Origin of the sequence: Peribacillus sp. NPDC097197 (assembly GCF_050278025.1) — a bacterium.
In the GTDB taxonomy this organism is placed as follows: Bacteria; Bacillota; Bacilli; order Bacillales; family DSM-1321; genus Peribacillus.
In genome coordinates this window covers 103,565-126,456 of sequence record NZ_JBNNST010000011.1, presented here as the reverse complement: position 1 = coordinate 126,456, position 22,892 = coordinate 103,565, and the positions used below count along the sequence as shown (strand labels likewise).

Annotated in this window: 20 protein-coding genes; 19 read left to right on the top strand and 1 reads right to left on the bottom strand. The window is 40.5% G+C overall.

Annotated elements, in window-relative coordinates:
- The first annotated feature begins 267 nt into the window (after positions 1-267).
- From yfmF to ACQKL6_RS15295, 15 genes are all read left to right on the top strand, one after another.
- The gene (yfmF, locus tag ACQKL6_RS15365) at positions 268-1,548 is read left to right on the top strand and encodes an EF-P 5-aminopentanol modification-associated protein YfmF (protein ID WP_427651444.1); all 1,281 of its coding nucleotides are present in this window, start codon (positions 268-270) and stop codon (positions 1,546-1,548) included.
- Positions 1,548-2,834 carry an EF-P 5-aminopentanol modification-associated protein YfmH gene (gene yfmH, locus ACQKL6_RS15360; RefSeq protein WP_427651443.1) on the top strand — a complete coding sequence of 429 codons (1,287 nt, stop codon included), beginning with the start codon at positions 1,548-1,550 and terminating at the stop codon, positions 2,832-2,834. The genes yfmF and yfmH overlap by 1 nt, the downstream gene beginning before the upstream one ends.
- Before the next feature lie 20 nt (positions 2,835-2,854).
- A complete protein-coding gene (ymfI, locus tag ACQKL6_RS15355) occupies positions 2,855-3,580 on the top strand; it encodes an elongation factor P 5-aminopentanone reductase (RefSeq protein WP_407407618.1) in 726 nt (241 codons plus the stop codon).
- Between the two features lie 82 nt (positions 3,581-3,662).
- Complete coding sequence (locus ACQKL6_RS15350) at positions 3,663-3,920, top strand: DUF3243 domain-containing protein (RefSeq protein ID WP_402868451.1); 258 nt, start codon at positions 3,663-3,665, stop codon at positions 3,918-3,920.
- Positions 3,921-4,164: 244 nt separating this feature from the next.
- A complete protein-coding gene (locus tag ACQKL6_RS15345) occupies positions 4,165-4,956 on the top strand; it encodes a DUF3388 domain-containing protein (protein WP_402868453.1) in 792 nt (263 codons plus the stop codon).
- An 8-nt stretch (positions 4,957-4,964) separates the two neighbouring features.
- Positions 4,965-5,879, top strand: a complete 915-nt coding sequence (locus ACQKL6_RS15340) for a RodZ domain-containing protein (RefSeq protein ID WP_427651441.1) — start codon at positions 4,965-4,967, stop codon at positions 5,877-5,879.
- 174 nt (positions 5,880-6,053) lie between these two features.
- On the top strand, positions 6,054-6,638 hold the full coding sequence (pgsA, locus tag ACQKL6_RS15335) for a CDP-diacylglycerol--glycerol-3-phosphate 3-phosphatidyltransferase (RefSeq protein ID WP_402956357.1): 585 nt from the start codon (positions 6,054-6,056) through the stop codon (positions 6,636-6,638).
- A gap of 16 nt (positions 6,639-6,654) precedes the next feature.
- Positions 6,655-7,887, top strand: coding sequence for a competence/damage-inducible protein A (locus tag ACQKL6_RS15330; RefSeq protein WP_427651440.1), 1,233 nt, complete (start codon positions 6,655-6,657; stop codon positions 7,885-7,887).
- Between the two features lie 349 nt (positions 7,888-8,236).
- Positions 8,237-9,280 (top strand): recombinase RecA, encoded by a 1,044-nt coding sequence (gene recA, locus ACQKL6_RS15325; protein WP_402868461.1) that lies wholly within the window; start codon positions 8,237-8,239, stop codon positions 9,278-9,280.
- A 342-nt stretch (positions 9,281-9,622) separates the two neighbouring features.
- The gene (gene rny, locus ACQKL6_RS15320) at positions 9,623-11,182 is read left to right on the top strand and encodes a ribonuclease Y (protein ID WP_402868463.1); all 1,560 of its coding nucleotides are present in this window, start codon (positions 9,623-9,625) and stop codon (positions 11,180-11,182) included.
- Positions 11,183-11,310: 128 nt separating this feature from the next.
- Positions 11,311-12,108: a TIGR00282 family metallophosphoesterase gene (locus tag ACQKL6_RS15315; RefSeq protein ID WP_427651439.1), complete on the top strand. Its 798-nt coding sequence runs from the start codon at positions 11,311-11,313 to the stop codon at positions 12,106-12,108.
- A gap of 247 nt (positions 12,109-12,355) precedes the next feature.
- Positions 12,356-12,616: a stage V sporulation protein SpoVS gene (gene spoVS, locus ACQKL6_RS15310; protein WP_191095538.1), complete on the top strand. Its 261-nt coding sequence runs from the start codon at positions 12,356-12,358 to the stop codon at positions 12,614-12,616.
- A 90-nt stretch (positions 12,617-12,706) separates the two neighbouring features.
- The gene (locus ACQKL6_RS15305) at positions 12,707-13,624 is read left to right on the top strand and encodes a dipeptidase (protein WP_402868466.1); all 918 of its coding nucleotides are present in this window, start codon (positions 12,707-12,709) and stop codon (positions 13,622-13,624) included.
- A gap of 233 nt (positions 13,625-13,857) precedes the next feature.
- Entirely contained in the window at positions 13,858-15,615 is a 1,758-nt protein-coding gene (locus ACQKL6_RS15300; protein WP_402868468.1) for a 2-oxoacid:acceptor oxidoreductase subunit alpha, read from the top strand.
- Complete coding sequence (locus ACQKL6_RS15295) at positions 15,602-16,468, top strand: 2-oxoacid:ferredoxin oxidoreductase subunit beta (RefSeq protein ID WP_402868470.1); 867 nt, start codon at positions 15,602-15,604, stop codon at positions 16,466-16,468. The genes ACQKL6_RS15300 and ACQKL6_RS15295 overlap by 14 nt, the downstream gene beginning before the upstream one ends.
- An 80-nt stretch (positions 16,469-16,548) precedes the next feature.
- Here the strand turns inward: ACQKL6_RS15295 and ACQKL6_RS15290 are convergent, their stop codons facing one another.
- Positions 16,549-16,755 (bottom strand): hypothetical protein, encoded by a 207-nt coding sequence (locus tag ACQKL6_RS15290; protein WP_402990800.1) that lies wholly within the window; start codon positions 16,753-16,755, stop codon positions 16,549-16,551.
- Between the two features lie 506 nt (positions 16,756-17,261).
- Here ACQKL6_RS15290 and miaB point away from each other — a divergent pair.
- From miaB to mutS, 4 genes are all read left to right on the top strand, one after another.
- Entirely contained in the window at positions 17,262-18,806 is a 1,545-nt protein-coding gene (gene miaB / locus ACQKL6_RS15285) for a tRNA (N6-isopentenyl adenosine(37)-C2)-methylthiotransferase MiaB (RefSeq protein ID WP_402868474.1), read from the top strand.
- Between the two features lies 1 nt (position 18,807).
- Positions 18,808-19,236 (top strand): RicAFT regulatory complex protein RicA family protein, encoded by a 429-nt coding sequence (locus ACQKL6_RS15280; RefSeq protein WP_402868476.1) that lies wholly within the window; start codon positions 18,808-18,810, stop codon positions 19,234-19,236.
- A 213-nt stretch (positions 19,237-19,449) separates the two neighbouring features.
- A complete protein-coding gene (locus ACQKL6_RS15275) occupies positions 19,450-19,989 on the top strand; it encodes an outer spore coat protein CotE (RefSeq protein WP_402868478.1) in 540 nt (179 codons plus the stop codon).
- A 261-nt stretch (positions 19,990-20,250) separates the two neighbouring features.
- Positions 20,251-22,890 carry a DNA mismatch repair protein MutS gene (mutS, locus tag ACQKL6_RS15270; RefSeq protein WP_427651438.1) on the top strand — a complete coding sequence of 880 codons (2,640 nt, stop codon included), beginning with the start codon at positions 20,251-20,253 and terminating at the stop codon, positions 22,888-22,890.
- The last annotated feature ends 2 nt before the right edge of the window (positions 22,891-22,892 follow it).

Genomic DNA, 22,892 nt, shown 5'->3' with positions numbered 1-22,892 from the left:
TTGGCGAACCAATCAGGGGCCCTTTAGGGCCTGGTCAGTAATAAAGGCTTTCAGCCGCAGAGAAAACCACCCGTTATCACGGGTGGTCGTTATTTCATGTCAGGGACAGAGTAAAGATAGTTAAGTTGGAACTTTTACAAAAAAAGTACCTGCAACTTGCATGAATTTTCCTTTGACATGTATATTTTAAGGAGATGTTTAAAAGATTACGTATCTACAAACAATAACTTAATTAAGAATGCATTCCATATCGAGGAGGATTAATCCATGTCTATTGCATCCGACACAGTTACAGAAAAAAGCGGATATAAGCTGCATATTGTCCATACGGATAAATATAAAACAAACACGCTCGTGTTGAAAATGAAAGCTCCACTGACTAAAGATTCCGTTACATACCGTGCTTTATTGCCATATGTGCTTCAAAGCAGTACAAGTAAATTCCCAACTACGCCCGAGCTTCGGTCTTATTTGGATGATCTATATGGAGCGGGCTTTTACGTCGATGTGGCAAAAAAAGGGGAATATCAAGTCGTGAGCTTTACCATTGATATCGTCAACGAAAAGTTCTTAAGCGACCCGACCCCCCTTCTGGAAAAAGCTTTTGCGTTGCTTTCTGAAGTGATCTTTCATCCCAAAACAAATGGAGAGGCTTTTGATGCCAAGACTGTTACCAATGAAATCAGGTCATTAAGGCAACGTATTCAGTCAATCTATGATGATAAAATGAGATACTCCGCTACTCGTCTTGTCGAGGAAATGTGTAAACATGAGCCATATGCTTTGGAGGCCAGTGGCAATTTAGAAGACCTGGAGACCATTACTCCACAATCACTTTATGCTTTTTATGAAAAAATGCTGGCTCAGGATGATATCAATCTGTATGTCATTGGTGATATTGATGAGTCAGAAGTGGAGAAGCTGGCTGACCGATATATTTCCCTTCCGGAACGGGTTCCGGCCCGACTTCAAAGAAATATAGGGGGAAAAGTTGAGAAAGAACAAGAAATCATTGAGAATGCTGATGTGAAACAAGGGAAGTTGAATATGGGGTATCGGACGCATATTTCATATGGAGATCCCGACTATTATGCCCTCCAGCTGTTTAATGGGATTTTTGGCGGTTTTTCACATTCAAAACTTTTCATCAATGTCAGGGAAAAAGCAAGCCTGGCTTATTATGCTGCCTCAAGACTTGAAAGTCATAAGGGACTTCTAATGGTGATGGCTGGCATCGAAAATGCTAACTATAAGCAGGCGATAGATATCATTCATGAACAAATGAAGGAAATGAAGCAAGGGAATTTTTCGGAAGAAGAATTGGAGCAAACGAAAGCTGTCATTAAAAATCAACTTCTAGAAACCATTGATGTATCAAGGGGATTAGTCGAAATCCTCTATCATAATGTTCTATCGGGGAAAGATATCTCACTTGATGAATGGTTTGAAAAAACGGAACAGACAACCAAGGAAGATATTATCAAAGTTGGCCAAAAGATTGAGCTAGATACAATTTACTTCCTATCTGGAACGGAGGTGCAAGAATAATGGAAAAAATTGAATTCGCCCAATTAAAAGAAGAGCTCTATCATGAAAAAATGGAGAATGGATTAGAGGTATATATTCTTCCAAAAAAAGAGTTTAACAAATCATTCGCCACGTTTACGACAAAGTACGGTTCAGTTGACAGCCATTTCAAACCATTGAACCAAGAAGTATTTACAAAAGTACCGGATGGAATTGCCCATTTCTTAGAGCATAAGTTATTTGAAAAAGAAGACGGAGACGTGTTTCAACAATTCTCTAAGCAGGGTGCGTCCGCCAATGCCTTCACATCGTTTACAAGGACGGCTTATCTTTTTTCGAGCACATCGAATTTTGAAAGGAACTTAACCACATTAATAGACTTCGTCCAAGAACCTTATTTCTCCGAGAAGACCGTCGAGAAGGAAAAAGGCATTATAGGACAAGAAATTAATATGTATGATGACAACCCTGATTGGCGTTTATATTTTGGTACGATTGCGAACATGTACCATCACCATCCTGTGAAGATCGACATCGCAGGCACAGTCGAATCAATCGCAGATATTACGAAAGACATGCTTTATGATTGTTACAATACGTTCTATCATCCAAGCAACATGCTATTATTCGTTGTAGGACCAGTGGATGTGGAGAAAACGATGAAGCAGATACGGGATAATCAAAACGGTAAAGACTACCGGGAACAACCGGAAATCGAACGGAGATTCGAAAAGGAGCCCGATACAGTAGCTAAGGATAAGGACATTTTAAAAATGAATGTTCAAACACCGAAAGTGATGATTGGAATCAAGGCCAATGATGTTTTTCAAACAGGCGAACAACTTTTGAAGCGGGAACTGGCAACGAATATATACTTAGAAATGCTGTTCGGGAAAAGTTCATCCCTTCATGAAGGCCTGTATGAGGAGGGGTTGATTGATCAAAGCTTCTCGTATGATTATACCCAGGAACAAGGGTTTGGTTTCGCTTTAATTGGTGGAGACACGGCCAATCCTGAAAAATTAACAAAGTCTTTGTTGGAAATCCTGGAGAATTCTAAAAAAGGTACTGGTTTAAGTGAAGAAAGTTTGCAAAGAACAATTAAGAAAAAAATTGGTTCTTACCTTCGCTCACTGAATTCACCCGAATATATTGCCAACCAATTTACGCGGTATGCATTCAATGAGATGAAATTATTCGATGTGGTAGCAGTTTTGGAAAAACTTAAAATGGAAGACATCGAACAGATTGCCAAGGATCTAATTTCCGTTGAGCGGATGACGGTCTGTGAGGTACTTCCTAAATAACATATAGAGGGGGCATGAAAGTGGAAAAGCGTTTTGCCCTTATAACGGGAGCTAGCGGAGGAATCGGCAGGGAAATTGCTTTAAAACTTGCGGAAGAAAATTATTCACTTTATTTACATTACAATAGCAATGAGGAAGCCATTCATGATCTAATTGAACAACTTCGTCCATTTCAGGTCGAACTCATCCCGATTCAGGCAGATTTGTCTACCGGGGACGGTTACAAAAAATTGGTGGAAAATATATTTGCTCTTCATGCCATCGTCCTTAATAGCGGGAATAGTTATTATGGACTCATATCAGACATGACTGAGCAGATTGTCAATGAAATGGTTCAGCTACATGTGACCAGCCCTTTTCAATTAACCAAGGAATTGTTGCCTAAATTAATGTATCAAGAAAAGGCGGCCATCGTCGCAGTTACATCCATCTGGGGTCAGACGGGTGCTTCATGTGAAGTGCTTTATTCGATGGTCAAGGGAGGGCAAAATGCCTTTATCAAGGCATTAAGCAAAGAAGTATCATTAAATGGACTTCGTGTAAACGCCGTCGCCCCTGGCGCGATTTCAACTTCCATGCTGGAATCTTTTAGTGCGGAGGATTTGGAAATCATTAAAGGCGACATCCCAATGGGCAGGATGGGGAGTGCCAAGGAAGTGGCGGAAGCCGTTTCCTATTTACTTTCCGATAAGGCTTCTTATATAACCGGGCAAATCCTTGGTGTAAATGGCGGTTGGTACACTTGAATAAAATTTTTAAAGATGCATAATTTCATCGTTTCCTTCACAAAATATACTTGTACTATTTTGAAGGAAAGGGTGACCACACATGTCTGTATTAGACAATTGGGATCAATGGAAAAATTTCTTGGGAGATCGTCTTAATGAGGGTGAACGCCAAGGGTTGAATGATGAGACAGTAAATAGCTTGGCTTTCGAAATCGGTGATTACTTAGCTAAGCAGGTTGAGCCCCAAAACGACCAAGAAAAAGTGCTAGCTGATCTTTGGTCCGTTGCGAGCGATGAGGAAAAACAAGCAATGGCAAATGTAATGGTCAAGTTAGTCGAGAACAACGGAACAAAGTAAATATGTGAAGATAAAGGCCCCGTTACCCTTGTAATGGGGCCTTTATCTTGGTTATATAAAATATTCCGCTATCCTTCAATGAAAATGGAGATTTTTTATAGGGTTTTTCCTTTTAACTTATCAAGAAATACTATATTATAGAATCTAGACAGTAATAATTTAAAAGTAAAGAAGATGAAATAGTATGACGGATAAGTAATACTCGATGGTTGGATAAAAGCTTCTAGGCTTAAGGAGTGTTATCGTGGAGAAAAAAGAATGGTATTTTGAATATGAAATTCAAGTTAACCGTCCAGGTTTATTAGGGGACATATCATCTTTGCTGGGTATGCTATCCATTAATATCATCACTATTAACGGTGTCGACCAAGGCAGGCGAGGTTTGCTTTTAAGGGCAAACGACAGCCGAAATATAGAGAGATTTGAGTCCATTCTCCATACGATGGATACGATAAAGGTCATTAAACTTAGAGAACCCAAATTACGCGATCGGCTTGCGGTCAGACATGGCCGTTATATACAACGTGATGCTGATGAAAAAAACACATTCAGATTTGTTCGTGATGAATTGGGCTTACTGGTGGACTTTATGGCCGAACTATTCAAACAAGAAGGTCACAAGTTAATCGGTATTCGAGGAATGCCCCGAGTCGGAAAGACCGAATCGATAGTTGCATCAAGCGTTTGTGCGAATAAAAGATGGTTGTTTGTGTCATCTACCCTTCTAAAGCAGACGATTCGCAGTCAACTTATCGAGGATGAGTACAATAATGATAATTTGTTTATTCTAGACGGAATTGTATCAACCCGTCGCGCCAATGAGAGACATTGGCAGCTTATCCGTGAAATAATGAGGCTTGATGCTGTCAAAGTCATTGAACATCCAGATGTGTTTGTTCAAAATACGGAGTATACGCTCGAAGACTTTGATTATATTATTGAACTAAGAAACAATCCAGAAGAAGAAATTACATATGAAGTTGTGGACCAAAAAGATCAGTTTTCTGGTTCGGAATTTGGATCCTTTGACTTTTAAAATGGCAGGTGTTTTATTTGACTGAATTAGGTAATCGATTAAAAGAAACTAGGGAAGCCAAAGGGCTTACCCTTGATGATTTACAGGAACTGACAAAGATTCAAAAGCGGTATCTTGTAGGGATTGAAGAGGGAAATTATAGTATGATGCCCGGAAAGTTTTATGTGCGGGCATTCATCAAGCAATATTGTGAAGCTGTAGGTCTGGACCCTGATGAAATATTCGAGGAGTTCAAGAGCGACGTGCCATCTGTCTATAGCGAGGAACTGCCTGAACAGCTTTCAAGGGTTCAAACCCGTAAGACGATTCCGGCTAAAGACTCCAAATTTGTAGAGATGTTGCCTAAAATCCTAGGTGTGATCGTGGTAATTGGTGTCGCTATATTGATTTGGGTGTTGGTTTCCAATAGTATGAGTAAGTCCAATGACAATGATAAAAAGAGCGATAAACCGAATGAAGTGGTTGGATATAACGAAAGTAATGAGTTTAACGAAAAAGAAGAAAAAGTAGATAAAGACCAGAAAGAAGGAACAGATACAGCTGATAAAAAGGATAAAGACAATGCTGTAGAAGAAGAAAAAGAAGAAGAAAAGATTGAGCAGGATTTGACTGTTGTCAGTTCTAGCGGTAAAAATAGTACGTATGAGTTAAAAGGTTCGGATACTTTCAAATTGAAAGTTTCCTCTAAAGGTTCGCCATGGGTAGGTATTACAAATGGTGAAGGGAAATTACTTTTCCAAGGGACAATCAAGGAAAATGAAAGTGAGGAAATAGATTTTACTGAAGAAAAAGAAGCTGTCATTAATATTGGTAGAGCAAACGAAACGGAAATTTTTGTCAATGATGAAAAGCTTGAGTATACTATTTCACCCAATGATATGACTACGCAATTGGTTACGATACAATTTACGAAAGCGGAATAGTCATCTCTTAGATGACTATTTTTCTCTTTTCTATATGGAAAATGTCCATGTTAAACCGGCATACATCAATGATTTTGAGGTAAATTATACATAGGTAAACTTGGCCATTGGCCACATTACAATGATGGAAAGCGCATTGCCTAAAAGCAAGCGTATATTTTGGAGGTTAAAAGTTTGAATCTGCCTAATAAGATTACAGTAGCAAGAATCTGTCTAATTCCAGTTTTTTTAATCATCATGCTCGTACCTTTTTCTTGGGGAACACTTACTTGGGGAGAGTATACATTGCCGGTGGCGCATCTAGCGGGGGCTATACTTTTCATCATAGCTTCTACTACGGATTGGATTGATGGTCATTTTGCAAGAAAATATAATTTGGTTACTGATTTAGGGAAGTTTTTAGACCCGTTGGCCGATAAATTACTTGTTTCGGCAGCATTGATTGTTTTAGTTGACTTAAATTTAATGTATGGCCAGTCCTGGATTGCCATCGTCATTATCAGTCGGGAATTTGCCGTTACTGGTTTACGCCTGGTTTTAGCCGGTACGGGTGAAGTGGTCGCGGCCAACCAATTGGGTAAAATTAAAACATGGGCACAAATTGTCTCAATATCTGCTTTATTGCTTCATAACCTGCCCTTTGCTTTTATTTCGCTTCCATTTGCCAATATCGCTCTATGGATTGCGTTAATCTTTACAATATGGTCTGGGGCCGATTATTTTGTGAAAAACAAGCAAGCTTTCATTAATTCTAAGTAACGAAGGGGTCGTTGATATGGATGCAGAAATCATTGCAGTAGGCTCTGAACTTCTATTGGGGCAAATTAACAATACAAACGGAAGGTTTTTATCGCAACAGTTTGCTGAAATGGGTGTCAATGTTTTTTACCATACTGTCGTCGGAGATAATGACCGTCGTCTGCAACAAGCCATAGAGATTGCTGAGTCACGGGCTAACTTAATTGTCTTTACTGGTGGCCTTGGTCCAACGAAGGATGATTTAACGAAGGAGACAATTTCTCGCCACATTGGGAAAAAGCTCGTCTTTGATGAGGATGCACTACAATCCATAGAAGCGTACTTTCAAAAGCGCGGTCGTCCAATGACTGAAAATAATAGGAAGCAGGCTCTTGTTTTGGAAGGCTGTGATGTATTGCCAAACGACCATGGCATGGCACCCGGAATGGTCTTGGCTAAATCGGGAATCACATATATGCTGCTTCCTGGTCCACCAAGCGAAATGGAACCAATGTTCTTAAACTACGGATATGAAGCAATCATGAAAAGGCTTGAAAAGCATGAACGAATTGATTCGAAGGTTCTTCGTTTCTACGGAATAGGGGAAGCGGAGCTGGAAACGGTGATAGAAGATCTTCTCGTAGACCAAACCAATCCAACCATTGCCCCACTTGCAGCTGAAGGGGAAGTGACTTTAAGGATTACAGCAAAAGAATCGTCTAAAGAAAAGTGTGAAGAGCTTATTTTGGGAGCGGAGAAGGAAATCCTTAATCGGGTCGGTCAATATTATTATGGAAGTGATAATACATCGCTGATAAAAGAACTGGTTAAAGAATTAACGGTCCGTAAGCTAACGATCGCGGCGGCGGAAAGTTTGACCGGTGGAATGTTTCAAGAACAGTTAACGACCATACCAGGTGCTGGAAAAGTGTTCAAAGGCGGTATTGTCAGCTATACAAACGATGCAAAGGCGGATGTGCTAGGCGTAAGTGAAGGAACCATTTCAACTCATGGCGTCGTGAGCGGAGAGTGTGCCATGGAAATGGCCTCTAAGGTACGGGAGAAGCTTGATGCGGATGTAGGTATCAGTTTTACTGGAGTAGCAGGACCTGATGAACAAGAAGGGAAACCAGTGGGTACTGTATTCATTGGCATTTCCTTACGGGATGGGGACACCCGCTTTGAAGAGTTGAATTTATCTGGAAGCAGGGCGCAAAACCGAGTAAGAAGTGTAAAATATGGTTGCCATTATTTATTACGGGGTTTATAAGCGACATAAAAGCAGAGCTTAAAAGGCTCTGTTTTTTTATGTCTTAGAAGTTTTCGTTTTATCGAATAAGGGAAAAGAAGAAAACAGTTTATTCAATAAAAAGGCATTTTATTAGCGGATATCTAAAAGAAAAAGGTAAAATCACGTAGACAAAATACTTTTTCATGAAGATTTAACCAAAAGAAAAAAACGAATGAATGTTCGACTTTTTGCTTGGCAAAATAGCAAAAAGAGTATATAGTTAAGATAGGTTTTGAGACAAGATATTGACCTTGTCCTCAAAGAATGGCTAACGTAAGAACATCTTTAATCGGACTGCCGATTATTTGAATATAGAGGAGGAACTTAAGTGAGTAGTGATCGTCAAGCGGCTTTAGATATGGCGTTAAAACAAATTGAGAAACAATTTGGTAAAGGTTCTGTAATGAAACTTGGAGAACAGTCCGATCGAAGAATCTCAACGATTTCGAGTGGGTCTCTAGCGTTGGATGTAGCATTGGGAGTAGGTGGCTATCCGAGAGGCCGTGTCATTGAGATATACGGACCGGAGAGTTCAGGTAAAACGACTGTTGCCTTGCATGCAATAGCAGAGGTGCAAAAGACTGGCGGAACAGCTGCATTTATTGATGCTGAGCATGCCTTGGATCCAGCATATTCTGAAAAACTTGGCGTGAATATTGATGAATTGTTGCTTTCACAGCCTGATACTGGTGAACAAGCCCTTGAGATTGCGGAGGCGTTAGTGAGAAGTGGTGCGGTGGATATTATTGTTATCGACTCCGTAGCAGCACTTGTTCCTAAAGCGGAAATCGAAGGAGAAATGGGAGATTCCCATATGGGTCTTCAAGCCCGTATGATGTCACAGGCCCTTAGAAAACTTTCTGGTGCTATCAATAAATCAAATACCATTGCGATTTTCATTAACCAGATTCGTGAAAAGATCGGGATTATGTTTGGAAATCCAGAAACGACTCCTGGTGGTCGTGCCTTGAAGTTCTATTCGACTGTTCGTCTTGAAGTGCGTCGTGCTGAACAATTAAAACAAGGTAATGAAATCGTTGGTAATAAAACAAAGATTAAAGTCGTTAAAAATAAAGTAGCTCCACCTTTCCGTCAAGCGGAAGTCGATATCATGTATGGTCAGGGAATCTCACAGGAAGGCGAAATCATTGATATGGGTGCAGACCTGGATATCGTCCTAAAAAGTGGTTCGTGGTATTCATACAATGATGAGCGTGTGGGACAAGGTAGGGAAAATGCGAAATTGTTCTTGAAAGAGAATCAGGACATCGCTAAGGAAATCTCACAAAAAATCAGGGACCATTATAATCTAGATGGAGAGTTTGAGCTCCCGAAAGAGGCTGAAGAGGAGCATCTTGAACTACTTGATTGATGGTAGGAAAGGACCTAAGCTAATTATGCTTAGGCCTTTTCTATATTCCTTAAGATCTTTGAAATGGAAAAATTGCAAAAATTAAAGCGGTTTTGCAGTCCTCAATTATGTTAAACTGATACATAATTGCTATGCATAGTAATAAAACGAGAATAAACCTTGATACATAAGGGACAAAGGCTTGACAATAAAAATTCTCAACTATACAATTAATATGTATATTTTACAATTTTTCAAACTAAAATTTTGAAAATTAAGAGCTGTATATTGAATTTATGTGCAATGTACTTGCCGACAGTTCAACATTTTATGTAAAAGTTCATAGCAAGGGGAGGTGAAACGATGGAACCCATGACAATCATCTTCACTTTGCTTGGCCTAATCGTCGGTGCAGTTGTTGGTTATTTTATTCACAAATCAAAATTTGAGAGTAAAATAGCAGGGGCAAAGGGCTCTGCTGAACATATCCTTGAGGATGCAAAACGTGAAGCGGAAGCGCTTAAAAAAGAAGCCTTGTTGGAAGCAAAAGATGAAATTCACAAGGTTCGTTCTGAGTCCGATCGGGAATCCCGTGAAAGAAGGAACGAATTACAAAAACAAGAAAATCGATTATTGCAAAGAGAAGAGAATCTTGATCGGAAGGATGAAACGTTGGATAAACGTGAAAGCCTTTTAGAGAGAAAAGAGGAGTCTCTTAACCAAAGACAACAGCATATTGAAGAGATGGAAAGCAAAGTGGACGAGACGGTACGCAAGCAACAAACGGAGCTTGAACGTGTCTCAGGTTTGACTCGTGAAGAAGCTAAATCGATCATTATAGATCGAACAGAAAATGAGCTTGCTCATGATGTAGCAGTTATGATTAAAGAAAGTGATACCCGCGCCAAAGAAGAAGCTGATAAAAAGGCGAAAGAAGTCTTATCTCTAGCCATTCAGCGTTGTGCGGCTGATCATGTTGCAGAAACCACCGTTTCTGTAGTGAATCTTCCAAATGATGAAATGAAGGGACGGATAATCGGACGTGAGGGCCGAAATATCCGAACACTTGAAACGCTAACGGGTATTGATCTTATCATTGATGATACTCCTGAGGCAGTCATCCTATCTGGATTTGATCCAATTCGACGGGAAACAGCACGTTTAGCTCTTGAAAAACTAGTTCAGGACGGACGGATTCATCCGGCTCGTATTGAAGAAATGGTTGATAAGGCAAGACGTGAGGTAGATGAACATATTCGTGAAATTGGTGAACAAACAACTTTCGAAGTGGGTGTTCACGGGCTTCATCCAGATCTTATCAAGATTCTTGGTCGTTTGAAGTTCCGTACAAGCTATGGTCAAAACGTACTGAAACATTCTATTGAAGTGGCCCAACTTTCAGGATTATTGGCAGCTGAGCTTGGTGAGGACGAAGTACTTGCCCGCCGTGCCGGTTTATTACATGATATTGGGAAAGCAATTGACCACGAAGTGGAAGGTAGTCACGTTGAAATCGGCGTTGAATTAGCGACTAAGTATAAGGAACATCCAACTGTCATCAACAGCATCGCTTCACATCATGGTGACACAGAGCCAACATCCATTATTTCGGTGCTTGTAGCGGCCGCTGATGCCTTATCAGCTGCAAGACCAGGTGCACGAAGTGAAACGCTGGAAAATTACATTAGAAGACTTGAAAAACTTGAAGAGATATCCGAATCCTATGATGGAGTGGAAAAATCCTTCGCGATTCAAGCCGGACGTGAAGTGCGGATTCTAGTGAAACCAGAACAAATAGATGATCTTTCGGCTCATAAACTTGCTCGTGACATCCGGAAACGGATTGAAGAAGAGCTTGATTACCCAGGTCATATAAAAGTAACAGTAATCCGTGAAACAAGAGCGGTAGAATATGCCAAATGATTTGGCTTGGAAAACGAAGTGGTGAAAACCACTTCGTTTTCATTTTTTGTATGAACTTTTTTGAGGATGTCTGTGCAATCAACCAGTTATACCAAATAAGTGAAATGTATATAGGAAAGGGTTTTAGTATGAAATTGTTATTTATAGGAGATGTAGTGGGGGCACCGGGCCGTGATATGGTTAAAGAATACCTCCCAAGACTTAAAGAAAAATATCAGCCGCACATCACGGTAATAAATGGTGAAAATGCTGCAGGAGGCCGGGGAATTACGGAAAAGATTTATCGCAGTTTTCTGGAGTGGGGCGCGCAGGCCGTAACAATGGGAAATCATACATGGGATAATCGAGATATTTTTTCGTTTATTGATGAAGCGGAATATCTTGTTCGTCCAGCCAATTTCCCCATGGGTGCCCCAGGTGAGGGGCTGAAGTATATAGCTCTAGATCACCAGGAAATCGCTATCATCAATCTACAGGCCCGGACATTCATGCCGGCATTGGATTGTCCTTTCCGAAAAGCGGAAGAGCTCGTTCTGGAAGCCCAAAAAAGGACACCTATCATTTTTGTCGACTTCCATGGTGAAGCTACAAGTGAAAAACAAGCAATGGGCTGGTACCTTGATGGGAAGGTGACAGCGGTGGTAGGCACACATACACATGTCCAAACAGCTGATAACCGGGTTTTACCACAAGGTACAGCTTATGTATCGGACGTAGGGATGACAGGGCCTTATGACGGCATTCTGGGAATGGAAAGAGAGGCTGTCATCCATAAGTTCTTGACGAGCCTCCCTGTGCGATTTGAAGTACCTAAAGCTGGCCGTTCCTTATTAAGTGCTGTATTAATAGATATTGATGAAAAGTCAGGCAAGGCGGTAAACATTGAGCGAATACTGATAAACGAAGATAACCCGTTTTATAACTAACTTAAATGGACATCAGTCGTGGCTGATTGTCCATTTTTCTTTATAAAAGCTACGTGATTCTCACACGAAGGATTCAATGAGAGAAAAAGTTAAGTAAGGTCTCCTAATAGGGAATCTAAAATCTGTTGTTGGACAATCCTGGTTTTCTTTGTCATACAAGTTTTACTAGCTGAATATAGTAGCAGTGGAAAGTGTTATAACTATTGAGCCAAGTTATAATCGGCAGGGAAAACAAGGAGGACTAGGAATGGAAATATTAAAGGTTTCAGCAAAATCTAATCCTAATTCTGTAGCAGGCGCACTGGCGGGGGTTCTCAGAGAAAGAGGAACCGCAGAAATTCAAGCAATTGGTGCAGGTGCGTTAAATCAAGCCGTTAAGGCAGTAGCAATCGCAAGAGGATTTGTCGCACCTAGTGGAGTCGACTTGATTTGTATTCCTGCCTTTACGGATATTCTCATTGATGGCGAAGAGCGTACGGCAATTAAGCTAATCGTTGAACCAAGATAAATTCATAAGTTTATGCCTGTTTGTCGGATGGCGAGCAGGTTATTTTTTGTATGTGACGAATAAGAAAGGGAGAGAAGGGGGATTGGATGGGTGATTTTTGATGCGCATTGTGATGTTTTGATGAAATTGTTTATAGATCCGGATATTTCCTTTGTGGACAGCGATAAGTTACATATAACGAAGCGTGAACTTATGGTTTCAGGTGGAAAGGTCCAATGCTTTGCGATATACATTCCTGAACAAGTCCATTCGGATATGAGATTTCAGGCTGCCTTGGCGATGGTGGATATCTTTCACAAAAAAATCCTGGCTGAACCTGAAATGAAATTTATAAGGTCAAAGAAAGATATCGATTCACTGGGTGAAAAAGAGATAGGAGCTTTGCTGACATTAGAAGGCTGTGATTGCATCGGGGATGATGTATTAAAGATGAAAACCCTCCTTCAGCTGGGGGTTACTTCGGTAGGATTAACATGGAATTATGCCAATCTGGTAGCCGACGGAGTTTTAGAAAAAAGAGGAGGCGGGCTGACGAGATTTGGAACGGATGTGGTGGCATTATTGAATGTGCAGTCGATATGGTGCGATCTTTCCCACCTATCGGAATCTGGGTTTTGGGACACCATAGAAATAGCTGACTTTCCGATTGCTTCCCATTCGAACGCCTATCGTTTATGCCCACATCCAAGGAATCTGAAAGACAGCCAAATAAAGGCTCTCCTAAAAAAGAATGGGACTATTGGGGTGACATTTGTTCCTCAATTTTTATCACAAGGTAAATCCGCGTCCATAAAAGACGTTATCAATCATATTGAACATATTTGTAGTTTAGGTGGAGAAAAACAAATTGGTTTTGGATCGGATTTCGATGGCATAGAAGAGATGGTCGATGACTTGGTCTCTTATAGCAATTACCAAAATTTAATTGATGAACTTGATAGGCTCTATTCCACAGAATTCGTAAAAGGCATTCTTTTTGAAAATTTCATTCGTCATTATCCTCGATAAAAAAAGGATAGGGCGAAATGGTGTTTTTATTCTGATTTTGTAGATAGGATTGAATATTCTGAAAATATAAAAAATAAAAGCAAAAAGGTTGCAATTTATGTATTTAACCGATAGAATTGAAAGCGTTTAGTACACCTTTTCTGTCATAGAACGATTATTTACATATTGAACGTTCTGAAGAGAGGTACAGGTAAATAGCAGTTATATACGAACGTTCTAAAGGAGTGTAAGACATGATCAATCAACTTTCATGGAAAGTTGGCGGACAACAAGGTGAAGGTATTGAAAGTACAGGAGAAATATTCTGTATTGCCCTCAATCGCTTAGGTTATTACTTGTATGGCTACCGTCATTTCTCATCTCGAATAAAGGGAGGACACACGAATAATAAGATTCGTGTAAGTACTTCTGAAACTCGTGCTATCTCAGATGATTTAGACATCTTAGTTGCTTTCGATCAAGAAACAATAGACGTCAATTATAAAGAACTACACGAAGGCGGCATCATTATCGCTGATGCAAAATTTAAACCTGTCTGCCCTGAAGATACAAAGGCAGAGTTATATATAGTCCCATTTACGGAAATTGCATCTGAATTGGGTACTTCTTTAATGAAAAACATGGTGGCAATCGGAGCTACCTGTGCTGTACTTGGCATGGAAATCTCCGTGTTCAATGATGTTGTTGATGAAATCTTCGGCCGTAAAGGTGAAGAAATCGTTAAAAAGAACATGGATGCGATTACTGCTGGTTATAAGGCCATGGAAGTATTGCTTGGTGAAAAAGTGGGCGCTATGGAACTTGAAAAAGCGGATGGTCAAAAACGTTTATTCATGATTGGTAACGACGCAATCGCACTAGGTGCAGTTGCCGGTGGATGTCGATTTATGGCTGCTTATCCGATTACGCCAGCCTCGGAAATCATGGAGTATTTAATCAAGAAACTGCCTAAAGTGGGTGGTACCGTCATTCAGACGGAAGACGAAATCGCTGCAGCTACGATGGCAATCGGGGCTAACTACGGTGGTGTTCGTGCTATTACAGCTTCTGCCGGACCAGGTCTTTCATTGAAAATGGAAGCAATCGGTTTAGCGGGAATCACAGAAACTCCGATTGTTATTGTAGATACACAACGTGGCGGTCCTTCTACCGGACTTCCAACGAAACAAGAACAATCTGACTTAATGGCGATGATTTATGGGACGCACGGAGAAATACCGAAAATCGTCATGGCCCCAAGTACGGTTGAGGAAGCCTTTTATGATACGGCTGAAGCCTTCAATCTTGCTGAGGAATACCAATGTCCGGTTATCATTTTATCCGATTTACAGCTATCATTGGGTAAGCAGACCGTGCAACCGCTAGATTACAGTAAAGTGGAAATCAGACGTGGTAAACTTTTGGACACGGAAATAGAAGGCCCTCAAGAAAAAACATATTTCAAGCGCTATGAAGTAACAGAAGATGGAGTTTCTCCTCGTGTCGTTCCAGGCATGAAAAACGGAATTCACCATGTTACGGGTGTAGAGCATGATGAAACAGGGAAGCCTTCTGAATCAGCTGCAAATCGTGTAGCACAAATGGATAAGCGGATGCGTAAGCTTAGCAATTTAGCGAACACATTCAATACACCCGTTTACAAGAATGCACCACACGAAGAGGCTGACTTATTAATCCTAGGGTTTAACTCTACCCGTGGAACGATAGATGAAGCAATCGGCCGTTTAGAAACGGATGGAATAAAAGTGAATCATGCACAAGTTCGTTTGATTCATCCATTCCCTGCCGATGAAGTTCTTTCTTTAGTGCAATCAGCTAAGAAAGTAGTAGTAATTGAAAATAATGCGACTGGACAATTGGCTAATATTATCAAGATGAATGTCGGGCATGTAAATAAAATTAAAAGCATCCTAAAATATGACGGCAACCCATTCCTCCCGCATGAAATTCACACACAATGCAAGGAGATGTTCGAATATGGCAACATTTAAAGAATTTCGAAATGATGTAAAACCTAATTGGTGTCCTGGTTGTGGGGATTTCTCCGTTCAGGCTGCCATGCAGCGTGCGGCAGCCAACGTAGGCTTAGAACCGGAAAACTTAGCTGTGGTTTCTGGAATCGGCTGTTCAGGTCGGATTTCAGGCTACATCAAATCTTATGGTTTCCATGGCATTCATGGTCGTTCGCTACCGATTGCCCAAGGATTGAAAATGGCTAACCGCGAGTTGACCGTTATAGCTTCCGGTGGAGACGGAGATGGTTTTGCAATCGGGATGGGACATACCATTCATGCCATTCGTCGTAATATCGATATTACGTATATTGTCATGGATAACCAAATTTATGGTTTAACAAAAGGACAGACTTCCCCACGTTCAGCTGCTGGGTTTAAAACAAAATCCACCCCTGAAGGATCAATTGAGAGGGCTGTCTCTCCGATGGAATTAGCTTTATCGGCTGGTGCTACTTTTGTCGCTCAAAGCTTTTCGACGGATTTAAAAGACTTAACTGCAATTATTGAAGCAGGAATCAATCATAAAGGATTCTCCTTTATTAATGTTTTCTCTCCATGCGTAACGTATAACAAAATCAATACCTATGATTGGTTCAAACAAAATCTAACAAAATTAAGCATGATTGAAGGATATGATTCTACAAATAAAGAACAAGCCATGCAAACGTTGATGAAGCATGACAGTCTTGTGACAGGAATCATTTATCAAGATTCTTCACGTTCTTCTTATCAAGAATTAATTCCAGGTTATGCAGAAGAAGCATTGAATAAGTCTGATTTAACTCTAGATCAAGCTCATTTTGATAAACTTGTTGAAGAATTTATGTAAGCGTGAAAAGGTTCACCCCAAATTTGGGGTGAACCTTTTTTGTGGTTAATAACCAAGCGTTCTAATGAGGAGACAGCACGCTAGAAGATGGTGCTACCTAAATAGTAGGGCTTAGAAGAAACCGTTATTGCATCCGCAGCGGTTTCCTCGGTTACAGCATCCGAAAGAGAAGAAATTACAACGATTTCTTCTACAACAACAGTTGTTGTTATTGTTGTTATTGTTGTTATGATGATGGTGGTGGTGATGGTGATTGTTGTTGTCGTTGTGGCGGTCGTCGCGGTCATTGTCGCGTCTTTGACAACCCCTCACCGCACGACAGAAATCTCTTTCGATTCTGCTATTATCGTCGTTATTACGATGATGATCGTGATTATTATTGTTATTTCCAGAACATGACATATAAGTCACTCCTTAAATTGTTTTTGTTGTACGAGATATCTTATTCAAGAGCGGACAGGATGTTATAGGACTATGTCCTATATAGTGAAAATGTACGATAGACCTAGACTGTCGATAGTAGTGAAAAAGTTTTGGGTAATAAATTCAGGGTTTATTTTTATTATTTTATTACCTTTTTTGTGAATTTTTTCTAACAAGTGCTTAAGGAGCGACAGAATGATTGTTTCTTCCAGGTAAAAGCTTTATACTATGTTAATGTGGATATATCACACTTAAAAGCAAATATTTACACATGAATGAAATAGGTAAGTGAACAAAAAACCTGGTTAGCATGCGGGTCTGGAAATAGTTAGGACGTTAAATAAACTAACTATTTTGAAAGGAGATTAACATGAACGAGAAACAAAGATTAGAATTACAACAAGTACAGAATGAAAATCCAGCGGACAAAAAATCCGAAAAGGATTACAGTAAGTACTTTCAGGCAGTTTATATCCCGCCTTCCTTGAAGGATGCTAAAAAACGAGGAAAAGAAAATGTAGAATACCATGATGACTTTGCTATTCCTGAACAATTCCGAGGAATGGGAGAAGGTAAGAAATTTCTTATTCGTACATACGGTTGCCAAATGAATGAGCACGATACTGAAGTCATGGCGGGTATCTTTACGGCACTCGGATATCAACCGACCACTACAGTCGACGATGCGAATGTCATTTTACTGAACACTTGCGCAATAAGGGAAAATGCAGAGAATAAAGTATTCGGGGAACTAGGGCATTTAAAATCACTTAAATTGGAAAAACCAGATTTGCTTTTGGGCGTCTGCGGCTGTATGTCCCAGGAAGAATCGGTCGTTAAAAGAATTCTTGAGAAACATCATTTTGTCGATATGATCTTTGGTACACATAACATCCACCGACTACCACAAATCCTAAATGAGGCGTATCTTTCAAAAGAGATGGTCATTGAAGTTTGGTCCAAAGAAGGGGATGTAATCGAAAATCTTCCTAAAGTACGTAAAGGGAAAACAAAAGCATGGGTCAATATTATGTACGGCTGTGATAAATTCTGTACGTATTGCATCGTGCCTTTTACACGAGGTAAAGAAAGGAGTCGCCGTCCCGAAGACATCATTCAGGAAGTTCGTCATCTTGCAGCACAGGGCTACAAGGAAGTCACCCTCCTCGGTCAAAATGTGAATGCATATGGGAAAGACTTTACAGACATGGAGTATCGTCTTGGTGACTTGATGGATGAAATCCGTAAAATAGATATCCCGCGGATTCGCTTTACTACTAGTCATCCCCGGGACTTCGATGATCATTTGATTGAAGTTCTTGCTAAAGGCGGTAACCTAGTGGATCATATCCATCTTCCTGTTCAATCGGGAAGTACGGAAACGCTTAAAATCATGGCGCGTAAATATACGCGTGAACAATATTTAGAGCTTGTTAGAAAAATTAGGGAAGCAATTCCGAGTGCATCTTTAACGACGGATATTATTGTCGGTTATCCAAATGAAACGGAAGAACATTTCGAGGAAACGATGTCTTTATACCGGGAAGTTGGATTTGATGCTGCTTATACGTATATTTACTCTCCACGAGAAGGAACGCCTGCAGCAAAAATGCAGGATAATGTTCCGATGGAAGTGAAAAAAGAACGTCTGCAACGCTTAAATGCCCTTGTGAACGAAACATGTGCCTTGAAAATGAAAGAGTACAATGGGCAAATTGTAGAAGTTCTCGTGGAAGGTGAAAGTAAGAAAAATCCAGATGTATTAGCAGGGTATACTACGAAAAATAAGCTAGTGAACTTCAAAGGACCAAAGTCCGCGATTGGCCAAATCGTCAAGGTGAAAATCACCGACACGAAAACATGGTCATTGAATGGGGATATGGTTGAAGAAGCGACAGCGATAGAGGTGGATTAAAATGACAAAATATACAAAAGATGATATCTTGACAAAAGCGGCAGAGCTAGCTGAAATGATTGCCAGCACGGAAGAAGTGGATTTCTTTAAACGGGCTGAGGCTCATATTAATGAAAACCAAAAGATACGTGAAATGATTGCCAGTATCAAAAGCTTACAAAAACAAGCTGTGAACTTCCAACATTATGGAAAAGAAAAAGCATACGGGCAAGTTCAGGCGAAAATCGATGCCCTTGAAAAGCAGTTGGATGAGCTTCCAATCGTCCAGGAGTTCAAGCAATCCCAAGTCGATGTCAACGACCTTCTTCAAATGGTTTCTTCGCAAGTATCCAATAAGGTGACGGATTTGATAATTGAATCAACTGAAGGTGATATCCTTCGTGGTGAGACAGGATCAAAGGTACAGGCTGGTGGCGGAGGTTGTTCATAATATTTTCGGAAAGCCCTTCTGGATGCAGAAGGGCTTTTTTATGTTTCAAAAACCCTTATACAGCGCCCATTCGTGACACATATCCCAAAACTGGTGCATAAAATAACCTAGATTTAAACATTACAACAGTTTTCAGATATTAAAAATTCTACGCACACTAGACTTTTACCACGCATAGGATGAATGGAAACTGTATGAGGAGGGTTCGCTAGCATGTCACAATATAGAGAGATAATAACTAAAGCGGTGGTGGCCAAGGGACGTAAATTCACAAAGTCCTCACACACCATTTGCCCGGCTCATCATCCTTCTAGCATTCTAGGTTGTTGGATCATCAACCATAAATACGATGCCAAGAAAGTCGGCAAAAAGGTAGAAATTCACGGCAGCTACGAAATCAACGTTTGGTATTCATATAACCATAATTCAAAGACGGAAGTTGTCACTGAAAAAGTACAATATACCGACGTGATTTCGCTAAAATACCGTGATCCAGATTGTCATGATGACCATGAAATCGTAGCACAAGCTGTCCAACAGCCGAATTGTTTAGAAGCATCCATCTCCCCATGTGGACAAAAGATCATTGTTCATGTGGAAAGAGAATTCTTTGTGGAGGTCGTTGGCGAAACGAAAATTTGCGTCGCTGTAAGCCCAGATGGCCGCTGTGAAGATGACTGGGGCTCAGATTTTGATGATGATGAGTTCGAAGATTTAGATCCGGATTTCCTTGATGAATTCGAAGATGAGTAAAATACTTTAATATAGTCAATACCGGATGACATTCCCTTCATCCGGTCTTATTTACGTTAAAAGAGGGACAGGCCAAATTAGTAGAGTATTTTATTACCCGCATAAGCTCCTCGGCGTCCTAAATCCCCTTATAAAAAGGAAAAAAACAGTATATTATGCATGTTTTCTTGTAATAGCGAATACAGGAAAGGTGCTATCCCGTATGGTATAATAAATGACATATATAAATAACAGATTATAGTTTGGAAAGGTTTTGAAAGAATGGCTGGATATACACCAATGATTCAACAATATTTAAAAATCAAGGCAGAGTATCAGGATGCCTTTTTATTTTTCCGTTTAGGGGATTTTTATGAAATGTTTTTTGAGGATGCATTGAATGCCTCACAGGAACTGGAGATTACATTAACGAGCCGGGAGGGTGGCACGGAAAATCGAATTCCCATGTGTGGCATTCCCTATCACTCGGCTCCCAATTATATTGATATTTTGATAGAAAAAGGCTTTAAGGTAGCCATTTGTGAACAGACAGAGGATCCTAAACAAGCAAAAGGGGTCGTCCGCCGGGAAGTTGTCCAGCTGATTACACCGGGAACCAAAATGGATAGTAAAGGACTTCGGGAAAAAGAAAATAATTACATTGCATCCATCACGTCCTTTACAGATGGGCCATTCGGCTTTGCTTACAACGATTTGTCGACAGGTGAAAACAAGGTCACGTTGATTGAAAGTTTTGAAGAGGTATTGAATGAGTTTGCAAACCTTGGTGCCAGCGAAGTTGTCATTGCAACGGATTTTAACGATGAATGGAAAAAGCAATTGCAGGAACGGGGTGCCGCAGCACTTTCCCTTGAGGATAACTTAGAGCAAAGTGAGTCGTTCGTTTCTTTGTTTCGACTGTTGAAAGAAGATAAGCAAGCTCAAACGACTGCGCGTTTATTGAATTATTTATACCGTACCCAAAAAAGAAGCCTAGATCACCTGCAGCCAGTATTTGCATATGAAACGTCCCATTATATGAAAATCGACTATTATAGCAAGCGTAATTTGGAGTTGACGGAAACCATCCGTTCCAAAGGAAAAAAAGGGTCGTTATTATGGCTTTTGGATGAGACGAAGACAGCGATGGGAGGCAGGATGCTTAAGCAATGGATTGATCGTCCACTCATCAATCGACTGCAAATCGAACGTAGACAAAACCTTGTGGAAATATTGAAGGATCACTACTTCGAACGTCAAGATTTGCGCGAGCGCTTGAAGGAAGTATATGATTTAGAGCGTCTTGCGGGCCGGGTGGCGTTTGGAAATGTCAATGCACGTGATTTAATCCAGTTGAAACGTTCACTCCAACAAGTACCCATCATTCGTGAAATCGTCCAATCCTTGGGCTCCAATGGCGATATAACAGCTCTCGCCGAAAAGCTGGATCCCTGTGAGGAAGTGACCGATTTACTTGAAACGGCATTAGTGGAAAATCCACCGTTATCCGTTAAGGAAGGGAACATTATCCAAGATGGTTTCCACTCGGAACTGGATACATATCGAGATGCCAGCCGAAACGGAAAAACGTGGATCGCTCAGCTGGAACGGGAGGAACGGGAACGTACCGGAATACGATCATTGAAAATCGGCTATAACCGAGTATTTGGTTATTATATTGAAGTGACTCGCGCCAATTTGCATTTACTTGAAGAGGGACGGTATGAACGGAAGCAAACCTTGACCAATGCTGAAAGATATATCACACCTGAACTAAAAGAAAAGGAAGCCTTGATTTTACAAGCCGAAGAGAAAAGCATCGGTCTTGAATATGATCTGTTCCTCAGCCTCCGTGAACAGGTGAAAAGCTATATCCCACGTTTACAAGAGCTTGCGAAAGGCATCAGTGAACTTGATGTTCTCCAATGCTTTGCAACAATCAGTGAAGAGCGTCATTATGTAAAGCCGGTCTTTTCTGAAAATCGTAAAATAGCCATACAGGAAGGACGCCACCCTGTTGTCGAAAAAGTACTGCATTCTCAAGAGTATGTTCCAAATGACTGTTTTATGGATAGCGACCGTGAGCTACTTTTGATTACAGGACCTAATATGTCGGGTAAAAGTACGTATATGCGTCAGATTGCGTTGACATCCATTTTGGCCCAAATCGGTTGTTTTGTATCGGCGACCTCAGCGGAACTGCCGATTTTCGATAAAGTGTTCACTCGAATTGGTGCAGCGGATGATCTCATTTCGGGGCAAAGTACTTTCATGGTCGAGATGCTCGAAGCAAAAAATGCCATCATGAATGCTACGGAAAACAGCTTGATTTTATTCGATGAAATCGGACGAGGAACTTCCACTTACGATGGTATGGCGTTAGCCCAGGCAATCATTGAATATATTCATGGAGAAATCGGTGCAAAGACACTCTTTTCAACACATTATCATGAATTGACCGTGCTATCAGAGGAACTTCCTAAACTGAAAAATATCCACGTAAGTGCAATCGAACAGAATGGGAATGTCGTTTTCCTTCATAAAATAAAAGAGGGACCAGCCGATAAAAGTTATGGTATTCATGTTGCCAAGCTTGCCAACCTTCCAAAACAGTTAATTGACCGGGCAGCTGCCATTTTAGCGCAACTTGAAAGTGATAATGAACAAGTGACGCAAACACCTTCACAGTCAGCTGTTGTAGTAGATATAGATGTTCCTAAAGGATCTAAAGAAAAGGATGGTACGGTTGTAAATGAAGCGTCGCAACTTTCCTTTTTCGGAGAAGAAGTTCCAAGGGAAAAAACCAGTTCATCAGCTAAGGAAAAAAAAGTGCTTGATGATATCAAATCGCTCGATATCCTAGAAATGACACCACTGGATGCGATGAATATACTCTATAAATTGCATAAGAAATTGAAATAAAT

Coding starts and splice junctions, on each gene's coding strand:
- ACQKL6_RS15300 (WP_402868468.1), top strand. CDS start 13,858: ATGATCAATCAACTTTCATGGAAAGTTGGCGGACAACAAGGTGAAGGT.
- ACQKL6_RS15280 (WP_402868476.1), top strand. CDS start 18,808: ATGACAAAATATACAAAAGATGATATCTTGACAAAAGCGGCAGAGCTA.
- yfmF (WP_427651444.1), top strand. CDS start 268: ATGTCTATTGCATCCGACACAGTTACAGAAAAAAGCGGATATAAGCTG.
- spoVS (WP_191095538.1), top strand. CDS start 12,356: ATGGAAATATTAAAGGTTTCAGCAAAATCTAATCCTAATTCTGTAGCA.
- ACQKL6_RS15330 (WP_427651440.1), top strand. CDS start 6,655: ATGGATGCAGAAATCATTGCAGTAGGCTCTGAACTTCTATTGGGGCAA.
- yfmH (WP_427651443.1), top strand. CDS start 1,548: ATGGAAAAAATTGAATTCGCCCAATTAAAAGAAGAGCTCTATCATGAA.
- ACQKL6_RS15315 (WP_427651439.1), top strand. CDS start 11,311: ATGAAATTGTTATTTATAGGAGATGTAGTGGGGGCACCGGGCCGTGAT.
- ACQKL6_RS15290 (WP_402990800.1), bottom strand. CDS start 16,755: ATGACCGCGACGACCGCCACAACGACAACAACAATCACCATCACCACC.
- ACQKL6_RS15295 (WP_402868470.1), top strand. CDS start 15,602: ATGGCAACATTTAAAGAATTTCGAAATGATGTAAAACCTAATTGGTGT.
- miaB (WP_402868474.1), top strand. CDS start 17,262: ATGAACGAGAAACAAAGATTAGAATTACAACAAGTACAGAATGAAAAT.
- ACQKL6_RS15350 (WP_402868451.1), top strand. CDS start 3,663: ATGTCTGTATTAGACAATTGGGATCAATGGAAAAATTTCTTGGGAGAT.
- ACQKL6_RS15275 (WP_402868478.1), top strand. CDS start 19,450: ATGTCACAATATAGAGAGATAATAACTAAAGCGGTGGTGGCCAAGGGA.
- mutS (WP_427651438.1), top strand. CDS start 20,251: ATGGCTGGATATACACCAATGATTCAACAATATTTAAAAATCAAGGCA.
- rny (WP_402868463.1), top strand. CDS start 9,623: ATGGAACCCATGACAATCATCTTCACTTTGCTTGGCCTAATCGTCGGT.